This window comes from Nonomuraea sp. NPDC005650 (assembly GCF_040605375.1).
GTDB lineage: Bacteria > Actinomycetota > Actinomycetes > Streptosporangiales > Streptosporangiaceae > Nonomuraea.
In genome coordinates, this window is record NZ_JBEXCR010000001.1 from 525,444 (window position 1) to 543,413 (window position 17,970).

Annotated in this window: 16 protein-coding genes; 6 read left to right on the forward strand and 10 right to left on the reverse strand. The window is 70.8% G+C overall.

Annotation, left to right across the window (positions count from 1 at the left end; all coding sequences use genetic code 11):
- Positions 1–5 precede the first annotated feature (5 nt).
- From ABZS69_RS02385 to pyrR, 7 genes are read right to left on the reverse strand one after another with little or no spacing between them, the layout of a single operon-like run.
- Positions 6–983 (reverse strand): dihydroorotate dehydrogenase, encoded by a 978-nt coding sequence (locus ABZS69_RS02385; RefSeq protein ID WP_355365069.1) that lies wholly within the window; start codon positions 981–983, stop codon positions 6–8.
- Positions 973–1,824: a dihydroorotate dehydrogenase electron transfer subunit gene (locus ABZS69_RS02390; protein ID WP_355365071.1), complete on the reverse strand. Its 852-nt coding sequence runs from the start codon at positions 1,822–1,824 to the stop codon at positions 973–975. Before ABZS69_RS02390 ends, ABZS69_RS02385 begins: the two co-directional genes overlap by 11 nt.
- A gap of 38 nt (positions 1,825–1,862) precedes the next feature.
- Positions 1,863–5,150, reverse strand: coding sequence for a carbamoyl-phosphate synthase large subunit (carB, locus tag ABZS69_RS02395; protein WP_355365074.1), 3,288 nt, complete (start codon positions 5,148–5,150; stop codon positions 1,863–1,865).
- Entirely contained in the window at positions 5,137–6,243 is a 1,107-nt protein-coding gene (carA, locus tag ABZS69_RS02400) for a glutamine-hydrolyzing carbamoyl-phosphate synthase small subunit (RefSeq protein WP_355365077.1), read from the reverse strand. Before carA ends, carB begins: the two co-directional genes overlap by 14 nt.
- Positions 6,240–7,526, reverse strand: coding sequence for a dihydroorotase (locus ABZS69_RS02405; RefSeq protein WP_355365080.1), 1,287 nt, complete (start codon positions 7,524–7,526; stop codon positions 6,240–6,242). The genes carA and ABZS69_RS02405 overlap by 4 nt, the downstream gene beginning before the upstream one ends.
- The gene (locus tag ABZS69_RS02410; protein ID WP_355365083.1) at positions 7,523–8,440 is read right to left on the reverse strand and encodes an aspartate carbamoyltransferase catalytic subunit; all 918 of its coding nucleotides are present in this window, start codon (positions 8,438–8,440) and stop codon (positions 7,523–7,525) included. Before ABZS69_RS02410 ends, ABZS69_RS02405 begins: the two co-directional genes overlap by 4 nt.
- The gene (gene pyrR / locus ABZS69_RS02415; protein ID WP_185072969.1) at positions 8,437–8,982 is read right to left on the reverse strand and encodes a bifunctional pyr operon transcriptional regulator/uracil phosphoribosyltransferase PyrR; all 546 of its coding nucleotides are present in this window, start codon (positions 8,980–8,982) and stop codon (positions 8,437–8,439) included. The genes ABZS69_RS02410 and pyrR overlap by 4 nt, the downstream gene beginning before the upstream one ends.
- A 206-nt stretch (positions 8,983–9,188) precedes the next feature.
- Between pyrR and ABZS69_RS02420 the strand changes: the two genes are divergently transcribed.
- The 5 genes from ABZS69_RS02420 (at position 9,189) to ABZS69_RS02440 (ending at position 14,463) form a co-directional block, all read left to right on the forward strand.
- The gene (locus tag ABZS69_RS02420; protein ID WP_355365086.1) at positions 9,189–10,433 is read left to right on the forward strand and encodes an arginine deiminase; all 1,245 of its coding nucleotides are present in this window, start codon (positions 9,189–9,191) and stop codon (positions 10,431–10,433) included.
- Positions 10,434–10,444: 11 nt separating this feature from the next.
- Positions 10,445–11,380, forward strand: a complete 936-nt coding sequence (gene arcC / locus ABZS69_RS02425) for a carbamate kinase (protein WP_355365089.1) — start codon at positions 10,445–10,447, stop codon at positions 11,378–11,380.
- A gap of 10 nt (positions 11,381–11,390) precedes the next feature.
- Positions 11,391–12,812 (forward strand): amino acid permease, encoded by a 1,422-nt coding sequence (locus tag ABZS69_RS02430; protein ID WP_355365092.1) that lies wholly within the window; start codon positions 11,391–11,393, stop codon positions 12,810–12,812.
- Positions 12,813–13,670, forward strand: a complete 858-nt coding sequence (locus ABZS69_RS02435) for a universal stress protein (protein WP_355365095.1) — start codon at positions 12,813–12,815, stop codon at positions 13,668–13,670.
- A gap of 298 nt (positions 13,671–13,968) precedes the next feature.
- A complete protein-coding gene (locus ABZS69_RS02440) occupies positions 13,969–14,463 on the forward strand; it encodes a transcriptional regulator (RefSeq protein WP_026214021.1) in 495 nt (164 codons plus the stop codon).
- A 524-nt stretch (positions 14,464–14,987) separates the two neighbouring features.
- Here ABZS69_RS02440 and ABZS69_RS02445 read toward each other — a convergent pair.
- The 3 genes from ABZS69_RS02445 to ABZS69_RS02455 form a co-directional block, all read right to left on the reverse strand.
- Positions 14,988–15,374, reverse strand: coding sequence for an SAV_6107 family HEPN domain-containing protein (locus ABZS69_RS02445; protein WP_355365098.1), 387 nt, complete (start codon positions 15,372–15,374; stop codon positions 14,988–14,990).
- Positions 15,375–15,847: 473 nt separating this feature from the next.
- Positions 15,848–16,042 carry a ferredoxin gene (locus tag ABZS69_RS02450; protein ID WP_355365101.1) on the reverse strand — a complete coding sequence of 65 codons (195 nt, stop codon included), beginning with the start codon at positions 16,040–16,042 and terminating at the stop codon, positions 15,848–15,850.
- A 6-nt stretch (positions 16,043–16,048) separates the two neighbouring features.
- Complete coding sequence (locus ABZS69_RS02455) at positions 16,049–17,242, reverse strand: cytochrome P450 (protein WP_355365104.1); 1,194 nt, start codon at positions 17,240–17,242, stop codon at positions 16,049–16,051.
- Between the two features lie 96 nt (positions 17,243–17,338).
- On the opposite strand from ABZS69_RS02455, the gene ABZS69_RS02460 reads away from it, so the two are divergent.
- Entirely contained in the window at positions 17,339–17,956 is a 618-nt protein-coding gene (locus tag ABZS69_RS02460) for a TetR family transcriptional regulator (RefSeq protein WP_355365107.1), read from the forward strand.
- Positions 17,957–17,970 lie beyond the last annotated feature (14 nt).

Sequence of the window (17,970 nt, forward strand, 5' to 3'; positions counted from 1 at the left end):
GGTGGTCACAGGGTGCTCTCTTCGGAGTCGACGAGCAGGTGGCGCGGGGCGCTCCCCGGCGGGCGGTGGGCGAGGCCGACGGCGTCGGCCAGGCGCTGGAAGCCGCGGGCCCTCAGAAGGTCCTCAAGCTCGCGTTCGATGCGCAGGCAGGCATAGGGGTCGTGGAACAGCGCCGTGCCCACTCCGACCACGCAGGCGCCCGCCAGGACCAGCTGGAAGGCGTCCCTGCCGCTCATCACGCCGCCGATGCCGATGAGGGGCACCCCGGGCAGGGCGGCGTGGACCTGCCACACGCACCGTACGGCGAGCGGCAGGATCGCGGGCCCCGACAGCCCTCCGGTCACGGCGGCGAGCGAGGGCCGCAGCGCCTCGGTGTCGATGGCCATGCCCAGCGGGTTGTTGATCATGGACAGCGCGTCGGCCCCAGCGTCCACGCAGGCCCGCGCGACCGACACGATGTCGGCCACGTCGGGGGCCAGCTTGGCCACGACCGGCACGTCGTAGCGCATGATGGAGCGCACCGAGGCGATCACCTCGGCCGCGGCGCTGCCCTCGCGGGCGAAGACGCGGCCGCGGTCCTCGATGTTCGGGCAGGAGAGGTTGACCTCCAGCGCGGTCACCCCGGGCGCGTCGGCGAGCCGGCGGGCCAGCTCGGAGTATTCGGCGACGGTGCCGCCGCCGATCGAGACGATGGTCTTGATGCCCCGCTGCGCGAGCCAGGGCAGCTCACGCTCCAGGAACGCGTCGATGCCGGGCCCCTGCAGGCCGACGGCGTTGAGCATGCCGGAGGGCGTCTCGGCCATGCGCGGCGTGGGCCGCCCGGCGCGCGGCGCCATGGTGATCGAGCGGGTGGTCAGCGCCCCGAGCCGGTGCAGGTCGAAGAACTGGGCCAGCTCCCGCCCCGAAGCGGCGCATCCGGCGGCCGTGGTGATCGGGTTCGCGAGCTCCATATGCGCCAGAAATGTCCGCATATCAACTGACATGTCGTGCACCGCCTCCGGGGGCGCCGAGCGCGTCGAACGGGATCGTTCCCACGTCCTCGAAGCGCACCCGCTCCCCCCGGAACACCGGCCCTTCAGCGCACGCCCGCACCATCCTGGTCACCCCGTCGTCCCCGATGACGGGCAGCACGCACGTCATGCACACCCCGATGCCGCAGGCCATCGACTCCTCGACGGCCACCTGCACCGGGATGTCGAACTCCATCGCCACCGCCGTCACCGCCCGCAGCGTCTCCATCGGCGCGCAGGCGTAGACCGCGTCGGCCCGCGCGTCGGCGATCACCGAGGGTAGCGCGTCGGTGACCTTGCCGCGAAGCCCGAGCGAGCCGTCCTCGGTGGTCAGCGTGGTGGTCTCGGCGATCCGGCGGGCCCGCATGGCCCCGAACACCCGCTCGGCCCCGGTGCCGCCCAGCACGAAGTCGACCCGGCAGCCCCGCGCCAGCAGCGCGTCGGCCAGCGGGAACAGCACCGCGGAGCCGTACTCGGAGCCGACGAGCACGCAGTGCGCCGGGTCGCGCGGCAGCGGAAAGGGCCGGCCGAGCGGCCCGACCAGGTCGAGCGTGTCGCGGGCGCGCCGCTCGGCCAGCCAGGCCGTGCCGGGGCCCTGGGCGGTGAAGACCAGCTCGACCGTGCCGCCGTAGTCGGCCTTGACGTCATGGATGGACAGCGCGCGGCGGGTCACCATCGACGTGTGGGCCCCGCCGACCGCCACGGAGACGAAGTGACCGGGGCGGTAGCGCTCGGCGATGCCGGGCGCCACCACCGTCAGCGCATGGTAGGCGTCGACCCGGCGCGTGGTCAGCACCGTGCCCGTCACCTGCACCGGAGTGCCGGCCAGACGTCTTCACCTCCTGTGCGGGGTCAGCCCCGGAGAGCCTGTGCGTGCTCCTGGAGCGACCGTACGCCGACATCGCCGCGGACGATCGCCTGGATACCCGCCGCCGCCGCGGCGAGCCCTGAGACCGTGGTGATGCACGGGATGCCGCGCAGCACCGCGGCGGTGCGGATCTCGTAGCCGTCGAGCCGCGGCCCGGACTGCCCAGGACTGCCGAAGGGCGTGTTGACGATCAGGTCGACCTCGCCGTCCAGAATGGCCTGCACGCTCGTGGGCTCACCTCCGGGACCCGTCCCCTCGCTCTGCTTTCGCACGATCTTGGCATGGACGCCGTTGCGGCGCAGCACCTCGGCGGTCCCCTCGGTGGCCAGGATCTCGAATCCGAGATCCGCCAGGGCCTTCACAGGGAAGATCATGGCACGCTTGTCCCGGTTGGCCACGGACACGAACGCGCGTCCCTTGGTCGGCAGCGCGCCGTAGGCGCCCGCCTGGGACTTGGCGTACGCGATCCCGAAGAACTTGTCGATGCCCATGACCTCGCCCGTGGAGCGCATCTCCGGCCCCAGCACGGTGTCCACGCCCCGGAAGCGGTTGAACGGCAGCACCGCCTCCTTGACCGCGATGGAGGCGTCCATCGGCAGCGTCCCGCCGTCGCCGGTCGCGGGCAGCATGCCCTCCTCGCGGAGCGAGGCGATCGACGCGCCGAGCATCACCCGGGCCGCCGCCTTGGCCAGCGGCACCCCCGTCGCCTTGGACACGAACGGCACCGTCCGGCTGGCCCGCGGGTTGGCCTCCAGGACGTAGAGGACCCCGGCCGACATCGCGTACTGGACGTTCAGCAGCCCGCGCACGCCCACCCCCGCGGCGATGGCCTCGGTGGCGGCGCGGATGCGCTTGATGTCGTGGCTGCCGAGCGTGATGGGCGGCAGCGCGCACGCCGAGTCGCCGGAGTGGATGCCGGCCTCCTCGATGTGCTCCATGACGCCGCCCAGGTAGAGCTCCGACCCGTCGTACAGGGCGTCGACGTCGATCTCGATGGCCTCGTCCAGGAACTTGTCCACCAGCACCGGGTGGCCGCCCTCCTGGGCCGCCATGTACGTCGTCAGCGTGTCGTCGTCGTACACGATGGCCATGCCGGCGCCGCCGAGCACGTAGGACGGCCGGACGAGCACAGGGTAACCGATCTCCTCGGCGATCTCCCTGGCCTCGGCGACGGTGAGGGCGGTGCCGTGCTTGGGCGCGGGCAGGCCCGCCTCGGCCAGCACCCGCCCGAACGCGCCGCGCTCCTCGGCCAGGTGGATCGACTCCGGCGAGGTGCCCACCACGGGCACGCCCGCGTCCTTGAGCGCCTGCGCCAGCCCCAGCGGCGTCTGGCCGCCGAGCTGCACGATCACGCCCGCGACCGGGCCCGTCTGCTGCTCGGCGTAGACGACCTCCAGGACGTCCTCCAGCGTGAGCGGCTCGAAGTAGAGCCGGTCGGAGGTGTCGTAGTCGGTCGAGACGGTCTCCGGGTTGCAGTTGACCATGACGGTCTCGAACCCGGCCCTGGACAGCTCGAACGAGGCGTGCACGCACGCGTAGTCGAACTCGATGCCCTGCCCGATGCGGTTGGGCCCGGAGCCGAGGATGATGACCTTCTCGCGCTCGCCGTCGGGGACCTCGTTCTCCTCGTCGTAGGTCGAGTAGAGGTACGGCGTCTTCGCGGCGAACTCGGCGGCGCAGGTGTCGACGGTGTTGTAGACCGGGCGCAGCCCCAGCGCGTGGCGCAGGTCGCGCACCCGGGCCTCGTCGATGCCGCGGATCTCGCCGATCTGCGCGTCGCTGAACCCGTGCCGCTTGGCCCGCTCGAGCGCCTCGGCGGTCAGCTCGTCGGCGGCGGCGACCTGCCCGGCCTCCTCGTGGAGCAGGAAGAGCTGGTCGACGAACCACGGGTCGACGCTGGTCGCCTCGAACACCTCCTCGGGCGTGGCGCCCGCCCTGATGGCCTGCTGCATCGTGCGCAGCCGCCCGTCGTGCGGCGTGCGGCAGCGCTCGAGCAGCTCGGCCTTGTCGCCGGGCGAGCCCGCCCAGGTGAAGGACGAGTCCTTCTTCTCCAGCGACCGCAGCGCCTTCTGCAGCGCCTCGGGGAAGGAGCGGCCGATGGCCATGGCCTCGCCCACGGACTTCATGTGCGTGGTGAGCGTCTGGTCGGCGCCCCGGAACTTCTCGAACGCGAACCTCGGCACCTTCACCACGATGTAGTCGAGCGTCGGCTCGAAGGAGGCCGGGGTCTCCTTGGTGATGTCGTTGGGGATCTCGTCGAGCGTGTAGCCGATGGCCAGCTTGGCCGCGATCTTCGCGATCGGGAACCCGGTGGCCTTGGAGGCCAGCGCCGAGGAGCGCGACACGCGCGGGTTCATCTCGATGACGATCATGCGGCCGGTGCTCGGGTCGACCGCGAACTGGATGTTGCAGCCGCCGGTGTCGACGCCGACCTCGCGGATGACCGCGATGGCGACGTCGCGCATGTTCTGGTATTCGCGGTCGGTCAGGGTCAGCGCGGGCGCGACGGTGACGCTGTCGCCGGTGTGGACGCCCATCGGGTCGATGTTCTCGATGGAGCAGACGATGACGACGTTGTCGTGCTTGTCGCGCATGACCTCCAGCTCGTACTCCTTCCAGCCGAGGATCGACTCCTCCAGGAGCACCTCGGTGGTCGGAGAGGCGTCGAGCCCGGATCCGGCGATGCGCCGCAGGTCGTCCTCGTCGTAGGCGAACCCGGACCCGGCCCCGCCCATGGTGAACGACGGCCGGACCACGACCGGGTAGCCCAGCTCGCCCGCGGCGGCCAGGCACTCCTCCATCGTGTGGCAGATGGCCGACCTGGCCGACTCGGCGTTGAGCCCGCGCTCGCGGGCGACCTTGGCGACGATCTCCTTGAACCGCTCGCGGTTCTCCCCCGCCTGGATCGCGTCGAAGTCGGCGCCGATCAGCTCGACGCCGTACTTCTCCAGCACGCCCGACTCGTGCAGCGCGACCGCGGTGTTGAGCGCGGTCTGGCCGCCCAGGGTCGGCAGCAGCGCGTCGGGCCGCTCCTTGGCGATGATCTTCTCGACGAACTCGGGGGTGATCGGCTCGACGTACGTGGCGTCGGCGAACTCGGGGTCCGTCATGATCGTCGCAGGGTTGCTGTTGACCAGGACGACGCGGAAGCCCTCGGCCCGCAGCACGCGGCACGCCTGGGTGCCCGAGTAGTCGAACTCGCACGCCTGTCCGATCACGATCGGCCCCGAGCCGATCACCAGCACGGACCTGATGTCCTCACGCTTGGGCACGGCTCATGACCTCACAGAACTCGTCGAACAGATAGGCCGCGTCGTGGGGCCCCGCGGCGGCCTCGGGGTGGTACTGGACGCTGAAGGCGCGGCCGTCGAGCAGCCGCAGCCCCTCCACGCATCGGTCGTTGAGGTTGACGTGGCTGACCTCGGCCCGGCCGTACGGGGTGTCGAACGGCCCGTCGAGCGGCGCCTCCACGGCGAACCCGTGGTTGTGCGCCGAGATCTCGACCTTGCCGGTGCGCAGGTCCTGGACGGGCTGGTTGACGCCCCGGTGCCCGTAGCGCAGCTTGTAGGTGGAAAGGCCCAGGGCCCGCCCGAAGAGCTGGTTGCCGAAGCAGATCCCGAAGAACGGGACCCCGGCCTCCAGTACACCCCGCAGCGCGCTCACGTCGGCCGTGGCGGGGTCGCCGGGCCCGTTGGAGAAGAACACCCCGTCCGGGCCGACGGCCATGATCTGCTCGTACGTGGCCGTCGCGGGCAGCACGTGCACCTCACAGCCGCGCTCGGCCATCCGGTGCGGGGTCATGCCCTTGATGCCCAGGTCCACCGCGGCCACGGTGAAGCGCTTGGCCCCGATCGCCGGCACCACGTACGGCTCGGTGGTGGCCACCTCGGCGGCCAGGTCGGCGCCCTCCATGCGGGGCGACTGCCGCACGCGCTCGACCAGTTCCTCGACCGGCGCGGTGGGCGCGGTGAAGATGCCGGCGCGCATGGCGCCGCGCTCGCGCAGGTGGCGGGTGAGCGCGCGGGTGCCGGAGATGGCGATCCCGACGACGCCCTGCTCCTTGAGGTAGTCGTCGAGCGAGCGGTTGGCCCGCCAGTTGGAGACGACCCTGGACGGCTCGCGCACGACGTAGCCGGCGACCCAGACGCGCCCGGACTCCGGGTCCTCGTCGTTGACGCCGGTGTTGCCGATGTGGGGCGCCGTCATGGCGACGATCTGCCGATGGTAGGACGGGTCCGTGAGGGTCTCCTGGTAGCCGGTCATGCCGGTGTTGAAGACCATCTCGCCGAACGTCTCGCCCTCGGCGCCGTACGGACGTCCCTGGAAGACGCGGCCGTCTTCCAGGACGAGCACCGATGTGTTCAAACCAGCTTCCCTTCGAGAACGGTCGCCCTGCCGCGCAGGAACGTGGCCACCACCCGGCCGGGCAGCGTCATCCCCTCGTAGGGGGTGTTCCTGCTCTTCGACGCGAATGCGGACGGATCCACCTCGGTGCGCGCGGACGGGTCGTACAGCGTGATGTTGGCCGGGGCGCCGGCTTCGAGCGGCTGGCCCTGGCCGCCGAGACGGCCGATGCGGGCCGGGACGGCGGACATGCGCTCGGCGACGCCCGCCCAGTCGAGCAGCCCGGTCTCGACCATGGCCTCCTGGACCACGCTGAGCGCCGTCTCCAGGCCCACCATGCCCATGGCCGCGGCCGACCACTCGGTCTCCTTGTCCTCGACCGGGTGGGGGGCGTGGTCGGTGGCGACGATGTCGATCGTGCCGTCGGCCAGCGCGGCCCGCAGCGCCTCGACGTCGGCGCGGGTGCGCAGCGGCGGGTTGACCTTGTAGATCGGGTTGTACGCGCCCACCGGGGACTCCTCGACCAGGTCGTCGGTGAGCAGGAGGTGGTGCGGGGTGACCTCGCAGGTGACGTTCCAGCCCTTGGACTTGGCCCAGCGGATGATCTCGACCGAGCCGGCCGTGGAGACGTGGCAGATGTGCAGCCTGGAGCCGACGTGGGCGGCCAGCAGGCAGTCGCGGGCGATGATCGCCTCCTCGGCGACCGCGGGCCAGCCGGTCAGGCCGAGCCTGCCGGAGACCACGCCCTCGTTCATCTGGGCGCCGGAGGTGAGCCTGGGCTCCTGGGCGTGCTGGGCGATGACGCCGTCGAACGCCTTGACGTACTCCAGGGCGCGGCGCATCAGCACGGCGTCGTCGACGCACTTGCCGTCGTCGGAGAAGACCCGTACGCGGGCGGCAGAGTCGGCCATCGCGCCCAGCTCGGCGAGCTGCTTGCCCTCCAGGCCGACGGTGACGGCGCCGACGGGGTGGACGTCGCAGTGCGCGAACTCGCGCCCGAGCCGCCACACCTGCTCGACGACCCCCGCGGTGTCGGCGACCGGCGAGGTGTTGGCCATGGCGTGCACGGCGGTGTATCCGCCCCGGGCGGCCGACTGCGTGCCGGTCTGCACGGTCTCGGCGTCCTCGCGGCCGGGCTCGCGCAGGTGCGTGTGCAGGTCCACGAGGCCCGGCAGCGCGATGGCGCCGCCGCCGTCGACGGTCTCGGGCCCCTCCAGGCCCGGCCCGATCTCGGCGATCAGCCCGTCGGCGACCCGGATGTCGACGGGCTCCCCGCCCAGGATCCTGACATTACGAATGATCATGCGCTCTCTCCCCCCAGCAGCAGGTACAGCACCGCCATGCGAATGGTCACGCCGTTGGCGACCTGCTCGACGATCGTGGAGCGCGCCGAGTCGGCCACCTCGGCGGCGATCTCCATGCCCCGGTTCATCGGCCCGGGGTGCATCACGATGGCGTCCTCGGGCATCTTGGCGAACCGGTCTCTGTCCAGGCCGTATCGGCGGGAGTACTCCCGCTCGCTGGGGAAGTAGGCGGCGTTCATCCGCTCCTTCTGCACCCTCAGCATCATCACCACGTCCGACTTCGGCAGCACCGCGTCGAGGTCGTAGGAGACCTCGCACGGCCAGGAGCCGACGGAGACGGGCACCAGGGTCGGCGGCGCCACCAGCGTGACGTCGGCGCCGAGCGTGTCGAGCAGCAGCACGTTGGAGCGGGCGACCCGGCTGTGCAGCACGTCGCCGACGATCGTGACCTTGCGCCCTTCGAGGCTGCCCAGGCGGCGGCGCATCGAGAAGGCGTCGAGCAGCGCCTGCGTGGGGTGCTCGTGGGTGCCGTCGCCGGCGTTGACGACGCTGCCGCGCACCCAGTTGGCCAGGCGGTGCGGCGCGCCGGAGGCGCCGTGGCGGATGACGACCGCGTCGGCGCCCATGGCCTCGAGGGTGAGCGCGGTGTCCTTGAGCGACTCGCCCTTGGACACGCTCGACCCCTTGGCCGAGAAGTTGATCACGTCGGCGGACAGCCGCTTGGCCGCCGCCTCGAACGAGATGCGCGTGCGGGTGGAGTCCTCGAAGAACAGGTTGACCACGGTGCGCCCGCGCAGCGTGGGCAGCTTCTTGATGGAACGTTCCGAGACCCTCGCCAGCTCCTCGGCGGTGTCGAGGATGAGGAGCGCGTCGTCCTTGGTGAGGTCGCCCGCGGAGATCAGGTGGCGGTTCACTTGGCGTCCCCCTTCATGAGGAGCACGGCGTCGCGGCCGTCGATCTCCTGCAGGTAGACCTTGACCTTCTCGCTCTTGGCCGTCGGGAGGTTCTTGCCGACGTAGTCGGCGCGGATGGGCAGCTCGCGGTGGCCGCGGTCGACCAGCGTGGCCAGCTGCACCGCGGTGGGCCGGCCGAGGTCGTTGAGGGCGTCGAGCGCGGCGCGCACGGTGCGCCCGGAGTAGAGGACGTCGTCCACCAGCACGACGACCCTGCCATCGATGCCGTCCGGCGGCAGCTCGGTGCGGCCGAGCGGCCTGGCGGGCTTGAGCCGCAGGTCGTCGCGGTACATCGTGATGTCGATCGAACCGACCGGGATCTTGACGCCTTCGAACTGCTCGATGCGGTCGCCGAGCCTGCGGGCCAGCGTGGCGCCGCGGGTCGGGATGCCGAGGAGCACGACGTCGTCGGCGCCCTTGGTGCGTTCGAGGATCTCGTGCGCGATCCGGGTCAGCGCACGGTGGATGTCCGGGGCCTCGAGGACAGCCCTGGAATCGGACATGGCGAATCTCACCACCTTTCCCGCCTCACGGGACGGGTCTTAAAAGGGTGTTGGTCGGCACACACAGTACCAGGGGCTACCAGGAACAACGCGAGAGGCCTCCCGTGGCGTCACCAAGCCCGGGCGGGGTACGGATGGCGTACCGGCTTCCTCGGGGAGACGCTGATACTGCCCGAGGAAGCCGCCCAGGAGGGGATGCTGCGAACATGGCCTTTCACGTCGATTCCGAGGTCGGACGCCTGCGCCAGGTGCTCCTGCACGGACCGGACCGGGCGCTCAGGCGGCTGACCCCGTCCAACAAGGACGCCTTCCTCTTCGACGACGTGCTGTGGGTCCAGCGCGCGATGGAGGAGCACGAGGAGTTCCGGCGGGTGCTGACCGACCGCGGCGTCGAGGTCCACCTGCTGGCCGACCTGCTCAGGGAGACCGTCGACATCCCCGAGGCGCGCAAGCACATCCTCGACGCCGTCATCGACGAGCGCTGGCTCGGCCCGGGGGCCATCGACGACGTCCGCAACGCCCTGGACGGGATGGACTCCGCGACGCTGCAGGTCTACCTGACCGGTGGCATCACCAAGCGCGAGCTGGTCGAGACGGGCTGCGACTTCGACTCTGTGACCTTCCACACCATGGGCGACGAGGACTTCATCCTGCCGCCGCTGCCCAACCACCTGTTCACCCGCGACACGTCCTGCTGGATCTACGACGGCGTGTCGATCAACGCGATGAAGAAGAAGGCCCGCATGCGCGAGACGGTCAACATGGAGGCCGTCTACATGTACCACCCGACGTTCGCCGGCGGCTTCAACCGGCCCGAGCAGGGCGGCTTCCACTGCTGGATGCCGGGCCAGCCGGTCGCGCCGGCGACCATCGAGGGCGGCGACGTGCTGGTCATCGGCAGGGGCGCGGTGCTGGTGGGCATGAGCGAGCGCACCCAGCCGCAGGCGGTGGAGATGCTGGCGCAGCGGCTGTTCGCGGCGGGCTCCGCGCGCAGGATCGTGGCGCTCGACATGCCGAAGGCGCGGGCGTTCATGCACCTCGACACCGTGATGACGATGCTGGACGTGGGCGTGTTCACCCAGTACGCGGGCCTCGGGATGCTGCCCGCGTACACGATCGAGCCCGGCGACACGCGCAAGGAGCTCAAGGTCACCGACCACCCGCCGCAGGACATGCACAAGGCCATCGCCCACGCCGTCGACCTGCCCGCGATCACGGTGCTGACGCCCGCGCAGGACGTCCACGCCGCCGAGCGCGAGCAGTGGGACGACGGCTGCAACGGGCTGGCGCTGGAGCCCGGCGTGGTCGTCGCCTACGAGCGCAACACCACCACGAACGCCTACCTGCGCGACAACGGCATCGAGGTCATCACGATCAGGGGCAGCGAGCTCGGCCGGGGGCGCGGCGGCCCGCGCTGCATGAGCTGCCCGCTCGAACGCGACGGAGTCTGAGGAGGGGCCGGATGCGGGTCATCGTCGCACTGGGCGGCAACGCGGTGCTCAGGCGCGGCCAGCCGCCGGACGCCGACGTCCAGCGGGCCAACGTGCGCGCGGCCGTCAAGACGCTCGCCCGGCTGGCCTCCGAGCACGAGCTGGTCATCACCCACGGGAACGGCCCGCAGGTCGGCCTGCTGGCCCTGGAGAGCGCCGCCGACCCGAGCCTGACCAGGCCGTACCCGTTCGACACGCTCGGCGCGCAGACGCAGGGCATGATCGGCTACTGGATGCAGCAGGCCCTGCAGAACGCGCTGCCCGGCAGGCAGGTCCTGGCCATGGTCACGCAGACGCTGGTGACGGCCGTCGACCCCGCCTTCGAGCACCCGACCAAGTTCGTCGGCCAGGTCTACGAGCGGGAGGAGGCCGAAAAGCTGGCCGCCGACTACGGCTGGACGGTCCGACGGGACGGCGACCAGTGGCGGCGCGTCGTCCCGTCGCCGACCCCGCGCCGCATCGTCGAGACCCGGCTGATCCGCCAGATGATCCGCGAGGGCGTCATCGTGGTGTGCGCGGGCGGGGGCGGCATCCCCGTCGTCCGCGACGAGCGCGGCCGGCTGACCGGCGTGGAGGCGGTGATCGACAAGGACCTCACCGCCTCGATGCTGGCCGAGGCCCTGGATTGCGACGCCTTCCTCATCCTCACCGACGTGCCGCGCGTCTTCCGCGGCTTCGGCACGCCGCACCAGACGGAGATCGCCCACACCACGCCCCACGAGCTGCGCGCCCTGGAGTTCCCCGCGGGGTCGATGGGGCCGAAGGTGGAGGCGGTGTGCCGGTTCGTGGAGACGACCGGAGACATGGCCGCCATCGGAAAACTCGACGAGGCCGAGCGCATACTCGACGGCTCAGCGGGAACGATCGTGACGCCCAATGGCAGGTGGCCGCTGACGAGCACGCTGTAGGGGGTGTCCTGTGACACTGGCCCGGCGGCTGTTCCGCACCAAGCCCACGGAGCGCATCGTCGCGGAGGGCGGTCACGGCGAGGGGGGCGAGCTGCGGCGCACCATGTCGCTGTGGCAGCTGACGCTGTTCAGCGTGGGCGCCACGCTCGGCACCGGCATCTTCGTCATCCTGGGGCAGGCGGTGCCCAAGGCGGGGCCGGCGGTGGTGGTGTCGTTCGTGCTGGCGGCGATCACGGCGCTGTTCTCGGCCCTGTCGTACGCCGAGCTGGCCGGGACGATCCCGGTGTCCGGCTCGTCCTACTCCTACGCGTACGCGACGCTGGGCGAGCTCGTGGCGTGGATCTGCGGCTGGTGCCTCATGCTGGAGTACGCCGTCTCCGTGGCGGCCGTGGCCGTGGGCTGGGGCGAATACCTCAACGCGTTCCTGCGGTCCCTGTTCGGCTTCACGCTGCCCGACGCGATCACCCGCTCCCCCGGCCAGGACGGCGGCGTGATCAACGTGACCGCGATCGTCATCGTCCTGCTCGCCACATGGCTGCTGCTGTACGGGGCCTCCGAGAGCGCCACCGCGAACGCGATCTTCGTGCTGATCAAGGTCGTGGTGCTGCTCTTCTTCTGCGTGGTGGCCTTCACCGCCTTCCAGGCCAAGAACTTCACGCCCTTCGCCCCCCTGGGGGTGGCCGGCATCACGGCGGCGGCCTCGCAGGTGTTCTTCTCCTACATCGGCTTCGACGCCGCCTCCACCGCGGGCGAGGAGGCCAAGAACCCCAGGCGCGACCTGCCCCTGGCGATCATCCTGTCACTGGTCATCGTGACGGCCGTCTACGTGCTGGTCGCCGTGGCCGCCGTCGGCGCGATGCCGTGGACGCAGTTCGACGCGAAGCACACCGAGGCGAGCCTGTCCTACATCGCCGACCTGGCCGTCGGCGCCACCTGGCCGGGCCTCATCGTCTCCTTCGGGGCGGTCGTCGCCATCGCCAGCGTCGTGCTCACCGTCATCTTCGGCCAGACCCGCATCCTGTTCGCCATGTCCCGCGACGGGCTGATCCCGCGCGTCTTCCAGCGGGTGAACATGCGCCACCAGGTCCCCGTCGCGAACACCCTCATCGTGGCCGCCTTCATCTCCGTGCTGGCCGGCCTGGTGCCGCTCGGCCAGCTCGCGGAGGCCACCAGCATCGGCACCCTGTTCGCCTTCGCCATCGTGAACATCGGCGTGCTCGTCCTGCGCTACCGCAGCCCCGAGCTGCCGCGCAGCTTCCGCACGCCGTTGTTCCCCGCCACGCCGGTGCTCGGCGCCGTCTTCTGCGTCATCGTGATGGCGGGCCTGGCCGGGGCCACCTGGGTGGCCTTCGGCCTGTGGATGCTGGTGGGGCTGCTGTGCTACTTCCTGTACGGCTACGGCCATTCGCGGCTGAATGCCGAGGTGCGCTAGATGAAGCTCGACGGGGTGCTGGCCGGCTACGTCCCCGGGCCCAGGGGCAAGGACGGGCTGGCGCTGGCCGTACTGGTCAGGGAGCAGGTCCGCGGGCGGCTCACCGTGGCCTACGTGCAGCCGCCCGCGTGGTCCACGCCCGGACCCGCCAGGGCCGAGGAGAGCGCGTGGCGCGCGTATCTGATGGAGCAGGCCGACGCGACGCTCTGGCAGGCGCGCGAGCAGGCCGGTGAGGACGCCGACTACGTGGTCCACACCCACAAGGGCAGCGGGCGCGGGCTGGTGGAGCTGGCGCGCAGGCGCGGCGCGGACGTCGTGGTGATCGGCTCGGCCTCCGGCGGCGGCAAGGGCCGCGTCACCGTCGGCAGCACCGCCGACCAGCTCCTGCACTCGTCCTCCGTCCCCGTGCTGCTCGCCCCGCGCGGCTACGGCGACCAGCCCCCCTCCGCCTTCGAACGCCTCACCGTCGCCTACCGGCGCGGCCCGCACTGCGACGCGGCGGTCAGGGACGCGGCGGCGGTGGCCGCGTCACTGGACGTCCCCCTGCGGCTGGTCACGCTGGTGATCAGCACGGGCAGGCGCGCCAGGATCGAGAAGGAGATGCTCGTCCGGCTGCGCGACGAGGCGGCCTCCAACCTGCGGGCGGCGGCTCGCGGGCGGCCACACGCGGAGGTGGAGGTGCTGGAGGGCCGCAACGTCGCCCAGGCACTCGGCACGACCTCGTGGCTCCCCGGCGAGATGATCATATGCGCTTCGAGCGCCACCGGGCCACTCAGGCGGGTCTTCCTCGGAGACACCTCGATCAAGATCGTACGGGCTGCGACCTGCCCTGTCATGATTCTCACGCGCCGGACCTAGGGCAGGGAAATTTATCGTCAAACTGTGACGAAGTAGTGTTACCAGTGGGACATGAGGGGCGATTGCGGCGATCCCTACCGGATCGGATTCGGCATCTTTTTTCCAATCAGCTTGACCTCAGGCGTCCGCCCCTTTACCGTCACTGTGCGTAACCACACCTCGCGGCGTTCTGGGGTAAACCTGGGGCCATGGCTACCGATGGTGCCGAGCCTGGCACCAGACCCCCCGGTGGCTAGGGCATACGCCGCAAGGGAGCACAATCTACTGAGAGCGATACATACAAGACCGGGGGCCACACATGCCGTCTGAGTACGCAAAGTCGCTGGGTGCACGACTCCGCGCCATACGCACCCAGCAGGGCCTGTCCCTGCATGGAGTCGAGGAAAAGTCGCGCGGCAGGTGGAAAGCCGTCGTCGTGGGCTCGTACGAGCGTGGCGACCGAGCGGTGACCGTGCAGAAGCTTGCCGAGCTTGCCGACTTCTACGGGGTGCCCGTATCCGAGCTGCTGCCGGGCGGAGCCGCGCCCAGCCCGCTCGGACCGACACCCAAGCTTGTGATCGACCTGGAGCGCCTGGCCACGCTGCCGAAGGAGAAGGCGGGGGCACTCGCCCGCTACGCCGCCACGATCCAGAGCCAGCGCGGTGACTACAACGGCAAGGTGCTGTCGATCCGCCAGGAGGACCTGCGTTCGCTTGCCGTGATCTACGACAAGTCGCCGAGCGAGCTGACGGAGGAGCTGATCAGCTGGGGCGTCCTCGACGCCGAGGCCCGCCGCGCCGTCGAATCGTTCTGAGGCCGCCCCCCTCCCCTGAGGTCACCCCCTCCCTCCTGGGCCGTCTCACCCCGCCTTGAGACCGCCCTGTCCGCTTGAGGGCCCGCTTGAGGGCTCGCCACCGCCACGCGGTCGGCGAGCCACCCGGCTGTGAGGCCCCCTGGCCGGCCACGTCTCCAGTGGCATGGGCAGGATCGCGCGCCCGTCCGCACGGCGGCGCGCTCGCATCATGACCGCGTGAGCGGCTCATCGGCGTGCGTGTGTCCTCCTCGCCGCCCGCTCCCCGAGAGGGGCACTCTCCCGCACCGAGGGCCGCCGCATCGGCGCTCGGCCGCGGGAGGCCACGATCAGGGGCCGGCGGGCGACCTGAGGAACCGCGTTCGGGCGCGGCAAAGGCCGGTGGGCCGCCGAGGGACCTCCACCGGAGGGCCGTGACGCTCAGCCGCGTCACGGCAGGGTTTTACGACAGGGTGCCGTGACCCTGGAGCCGAGCGAGCCAGGATCGGCCCGCGAAAGAACGTCCGCCCTGGGCGGGAGGCTGGGGGTCAGCCTGCCAGGGGGACGTTGACCGGGAGCTCGGGCTGGGTCGGCACGCCCAGGAGGCCCTCCACGGTGGAGACGAACGTCTCCGCCTCGGCCAGGAGCTCATCGGCGTCGGCCGCGCTGACCCGGCTGACCATGCCCGCCTCCGCGGCGGCGCGCTTGGCGGCGCTCACCGAGAAGTAGGCGGCCCACTCGGCCAGGCCCGGCTCGGCCTCGGGCAGCAGCTCCCAGGCGCTGCGCAGGCGGCGCCTGCGGCCTTCCATGGGGCGGGGACGGGCGGCCAGAACCGCCGCCGCCGCCCGGAGGGCCGCCAGGTGGGCGGCCACATATCGGGATGCCGGAGTGCGAGCGCCGGTCGCCTCCGCCAGGCAGGAACGTGAATCGGTCAAGTGTGCCCGAACCGCAGGCGACAGCCGGGGCCCGGGCGTTTCTCTAGGCCGTGGTGCCATCTTGCGCGCCTCCTTGGAGTCGTGGGCGGCCGCCGGCGTCTGCGCCGGTAGGGCCAACACTCGCAGACCCCACCGACATTTCCGCCGGGCTGGCCGGACGACGAGCTTCCCCACTCCCCGTCCGGCCAGGACACGCCCACTCGTCTTCGCCGACGACGAGGGCGCGCCCTTCGCCCATGGAGCCTGGCCGCGGGGGAACGCTTGGGGAAGCGAACGGCCCGCGACCAGGTCCTGGTGACGTTGAGCCGCGAGCCCCACCGTCACTACGTCGAACATAATTTCGATCACGCTCGGTGTCAACCGATTCCACGAACACAGGTTCGACGAACATCAGGTGAACTGCGCAAAAAAGCCGTCGCCGCGGAGAGCCTGCGGCGACGGCCGGGTGGTTCAGGATGACGGCAAGGCGGTCGTCAGGGGACGACGGAGATGGCCCCCGACGGGCAGAGGGTCACAGCGCGGCGGACGCCGTCCTCCAGCTCCGCCGGCGGCACCTGCTGCAAGAGCACCACCGTGCCCTCGTCCTCGCTCTGGTCGAACACCTCCGGCACTGTCAGAGCGCACATGCCCGCCCCGATGCACACCGTCGTATCTGCCTTGATTTCCATGGTGACCTACCAAGTGACTGGGAGGCGGTGCACTCCATAGATGCTCATGTCCGAGCGCATCGGCACCTCCTCGGGTGTTACGGCCAAGCGTAGACCCGGGAAGCGGCGCAGCAGCGCAGGGTATCCGATGCGCATTTCCGCGCGCGCGAGCTGCTGCCCCAGGCACTGGTGGATGCCGTGGCCGAAGGTCAGGTGCCCGGTCACGGGCCTGGCGACGTCGAGCCGGTCGCCGTCCGGGAAGCGAGACGAGTCGCGGTTGACGGTGGGCAGGTGGAGCGCCACGCACTCGCCCGCCTTGATGAGGTTGCCCTCGATCTCGACGTCCTCCAGCGCGGAGCGGACCGGGCCGAGGTGGATGATCGTGAGGTAGCGCAGCAGCTCCTCGACGCCGTTGTCCACCACCGACGGGTCGTCGCGCATGGCGGCGAGCTGATCGGGGTTGGTGAGCAGCGCGTACGTGCCGAGCCCCAGCATGTTGGCGGTCGTCTCGTGCCCGGCCACCAGCAGCAGGAGCGCCACCCCGGCGAGCTCCTCGTCGTCCAGCTCCCCGCCCTCGACGAGCCCGCTGATCAGGTCGTCGGCGAGCTCCTTGCGCTTGCGCTGGACGAGCCCGTACATGTACCCCGAGATCCGGCCGAACGCGGCCATCGCGTCCTCCGCCTTGGTCTCCAGGTTGACCAGGAGCTTGGTGTCCTGCTGGAACTGCGCGCGATCCTCGTACGGCACCCCGAGCAGCTCGCAGATCACCAGCGACGGGATCGGCAGCGCGAACTTCTCCACGAGGTCCACGGGCCCGCCGGTGGCGGCCATGTCGTCCAGGCAGGCGTTCGTGATCTCCTCGACCCTGGGCTCGAGCATCTTCATCCTGCGCACGGTGAACTGGCCGGTCAGCAGCCTGCGGAAGCGCGCGTGCTCGGGCTCGTCCATGCGCAGGAAGAACCCGCTCGGGGCCTTCGCGTCCTTCCCCAGCCTCGCCCGGACCAGCATGTTCGGGATCGGCGGGTGCGCGAGCTCGGGACGGTTGCTGAACCGCGGGTGCGCCAGCACCGCACGGGCGGCCGAGTAGCCGGTCACCAGCCAGCCCCGGTGGCCGTCGGCGAAGGTCATGCGGTGCATGTCCGCCCGTTGTCGCAGCTCAGTGGCTTCGTCGGGCGGGTCGAACGGGCGTCGCCGATCGATGGGGAACGTCACGTCAGACATGTTTCTGCTCCTTTCCGAGCTTCACCCCCAGAAAACCTCATTCATTGCAAAACTTCAATGCATGAAAAACATGTACGCATGCAGTATAGTTCCGTCATGGTGGATAGCGGCGGCGTGGGACTGCGGGAGCGCAAGAAGCAGCGCACGCGCCGGGCACTGATCGAGGCCGCGCTCCGGCTGTTCGACGAGAAGGGTTTCGACGAGACCACGCTGGCGGAGATCGCGGCGGAGGCCGACGTGTCGACGCGCACGTTCTTCAGCTACTTCGCGAGCAAGGAGGACGTGGTCTTCTACGACTCCGCCCGCAAGATGGAGCTGGCCATCGCCTCACTGGCCGACAGGGCCCCCGGCGATTCGCCGGCCGACGTCCTCCTGCGGATCGTGGAGGACAGCCTGACCTGGCTGACCACGTACGAGGAGCTCGCGTTCGAGGACGCGGAGCTGCGGATGCGGCTCGTGCTCAAGGAGCCCACGCTGCAGGCGCGGGCGCTGGTGATGCTGCTGGAGAGCCAGACCGCGCTGGCGTGGGCGCTGCGGGAGGCCTACCCCCAGCTGGACCCGGTGGAGGCGGCCGCCGCGGTGGGCGCGATGTTCGGCGCGGTGAAGCTGGCGGTCGTCGCCGTCCTCGGCCACGACCTGTCCGCGGAGCAGCTGTTGAGCACGGCACGCCGGGCGGCCGAGATCACGCTCACCGGCCTGCGTTCCCTCGGATAGCTCCCTTCTGAGAA

Excerpts from the sequence above, each read along its gene's own strand:
- ABZS69_RS02385 (WP_355365069.1), bottom strand. The coding sequence starts at position 983 with ATGTCAGTTGATATGCGGACATTTCTGGCGCATATGGAGCTCGCGAAC.
- ABZS69_RS02405 (WP_355365080.1), bottom strand. The coding sequence starts at position 7,526 with ATGATCATTCGTAATGTCAGGATCCTGGGCGGGGAGCCCGTCGACATC.
- pyrR (WP_185072969.1), bottom strand. The coding sequence starts at position 8,982 with ATGTCCGATTCCAGGGCTGTCCTCGAGGCCCCGGACATCCACCGTGCG.
- ABZS69_RS02420 (WP_355365086.1), top strand. The coding sequence starts at position 9,189 with ATGGCCTTTCACGTCGATTCCGAGGTCGGACGCCTGCGCCAGGTGCTC.
- arcC (WP_355365089.1), top strand. The coding sequence starts at position 10,445 with ATGCGGGTCATCGTCGCACTGGGCGGCAACGCGGTGCTCAGGCGCGGC.
- ABZS69_RS02435 (WP_355365095.1), top strand. The coding sequence starts at position 12,813 with ATGAAGCTCGACGGGGTGCTGGCCGGCTACGTCCCCGGGCCCAGGGGC.
- ABZS69_RS02440 (WP_026214021.1), top strand. The coding sequence starts at position 13,969 with ATGCCGTCTGAGTACGCAAAGTCGCTGGGTGCACGACTCCGCGCCATA.
- ABZS69_RS02450 (WP_355365101.1), bottom strand. The coding sequence starts at position 16,042 with ATGGAAATCAAGGCAGATACGACGGTGTGCATCGGGGCGGGCATGTGC.
- ABZS69_RS02455 (WP_355365104.1), bottom strand. The coding sequence starts at position 17,242 with ATGTCTGACGTGACGTTCCCCATCGATCGGCGACGCCCGTTCGACCCG.
- ABZS69_RS02460 (WP_355365107.1), top strand. The coding sequence starts at position 17,339 with ATGGTGGATAGCGGCGGCGTGGGACTGCGGGAGCGCAAGAAGCAGCGC.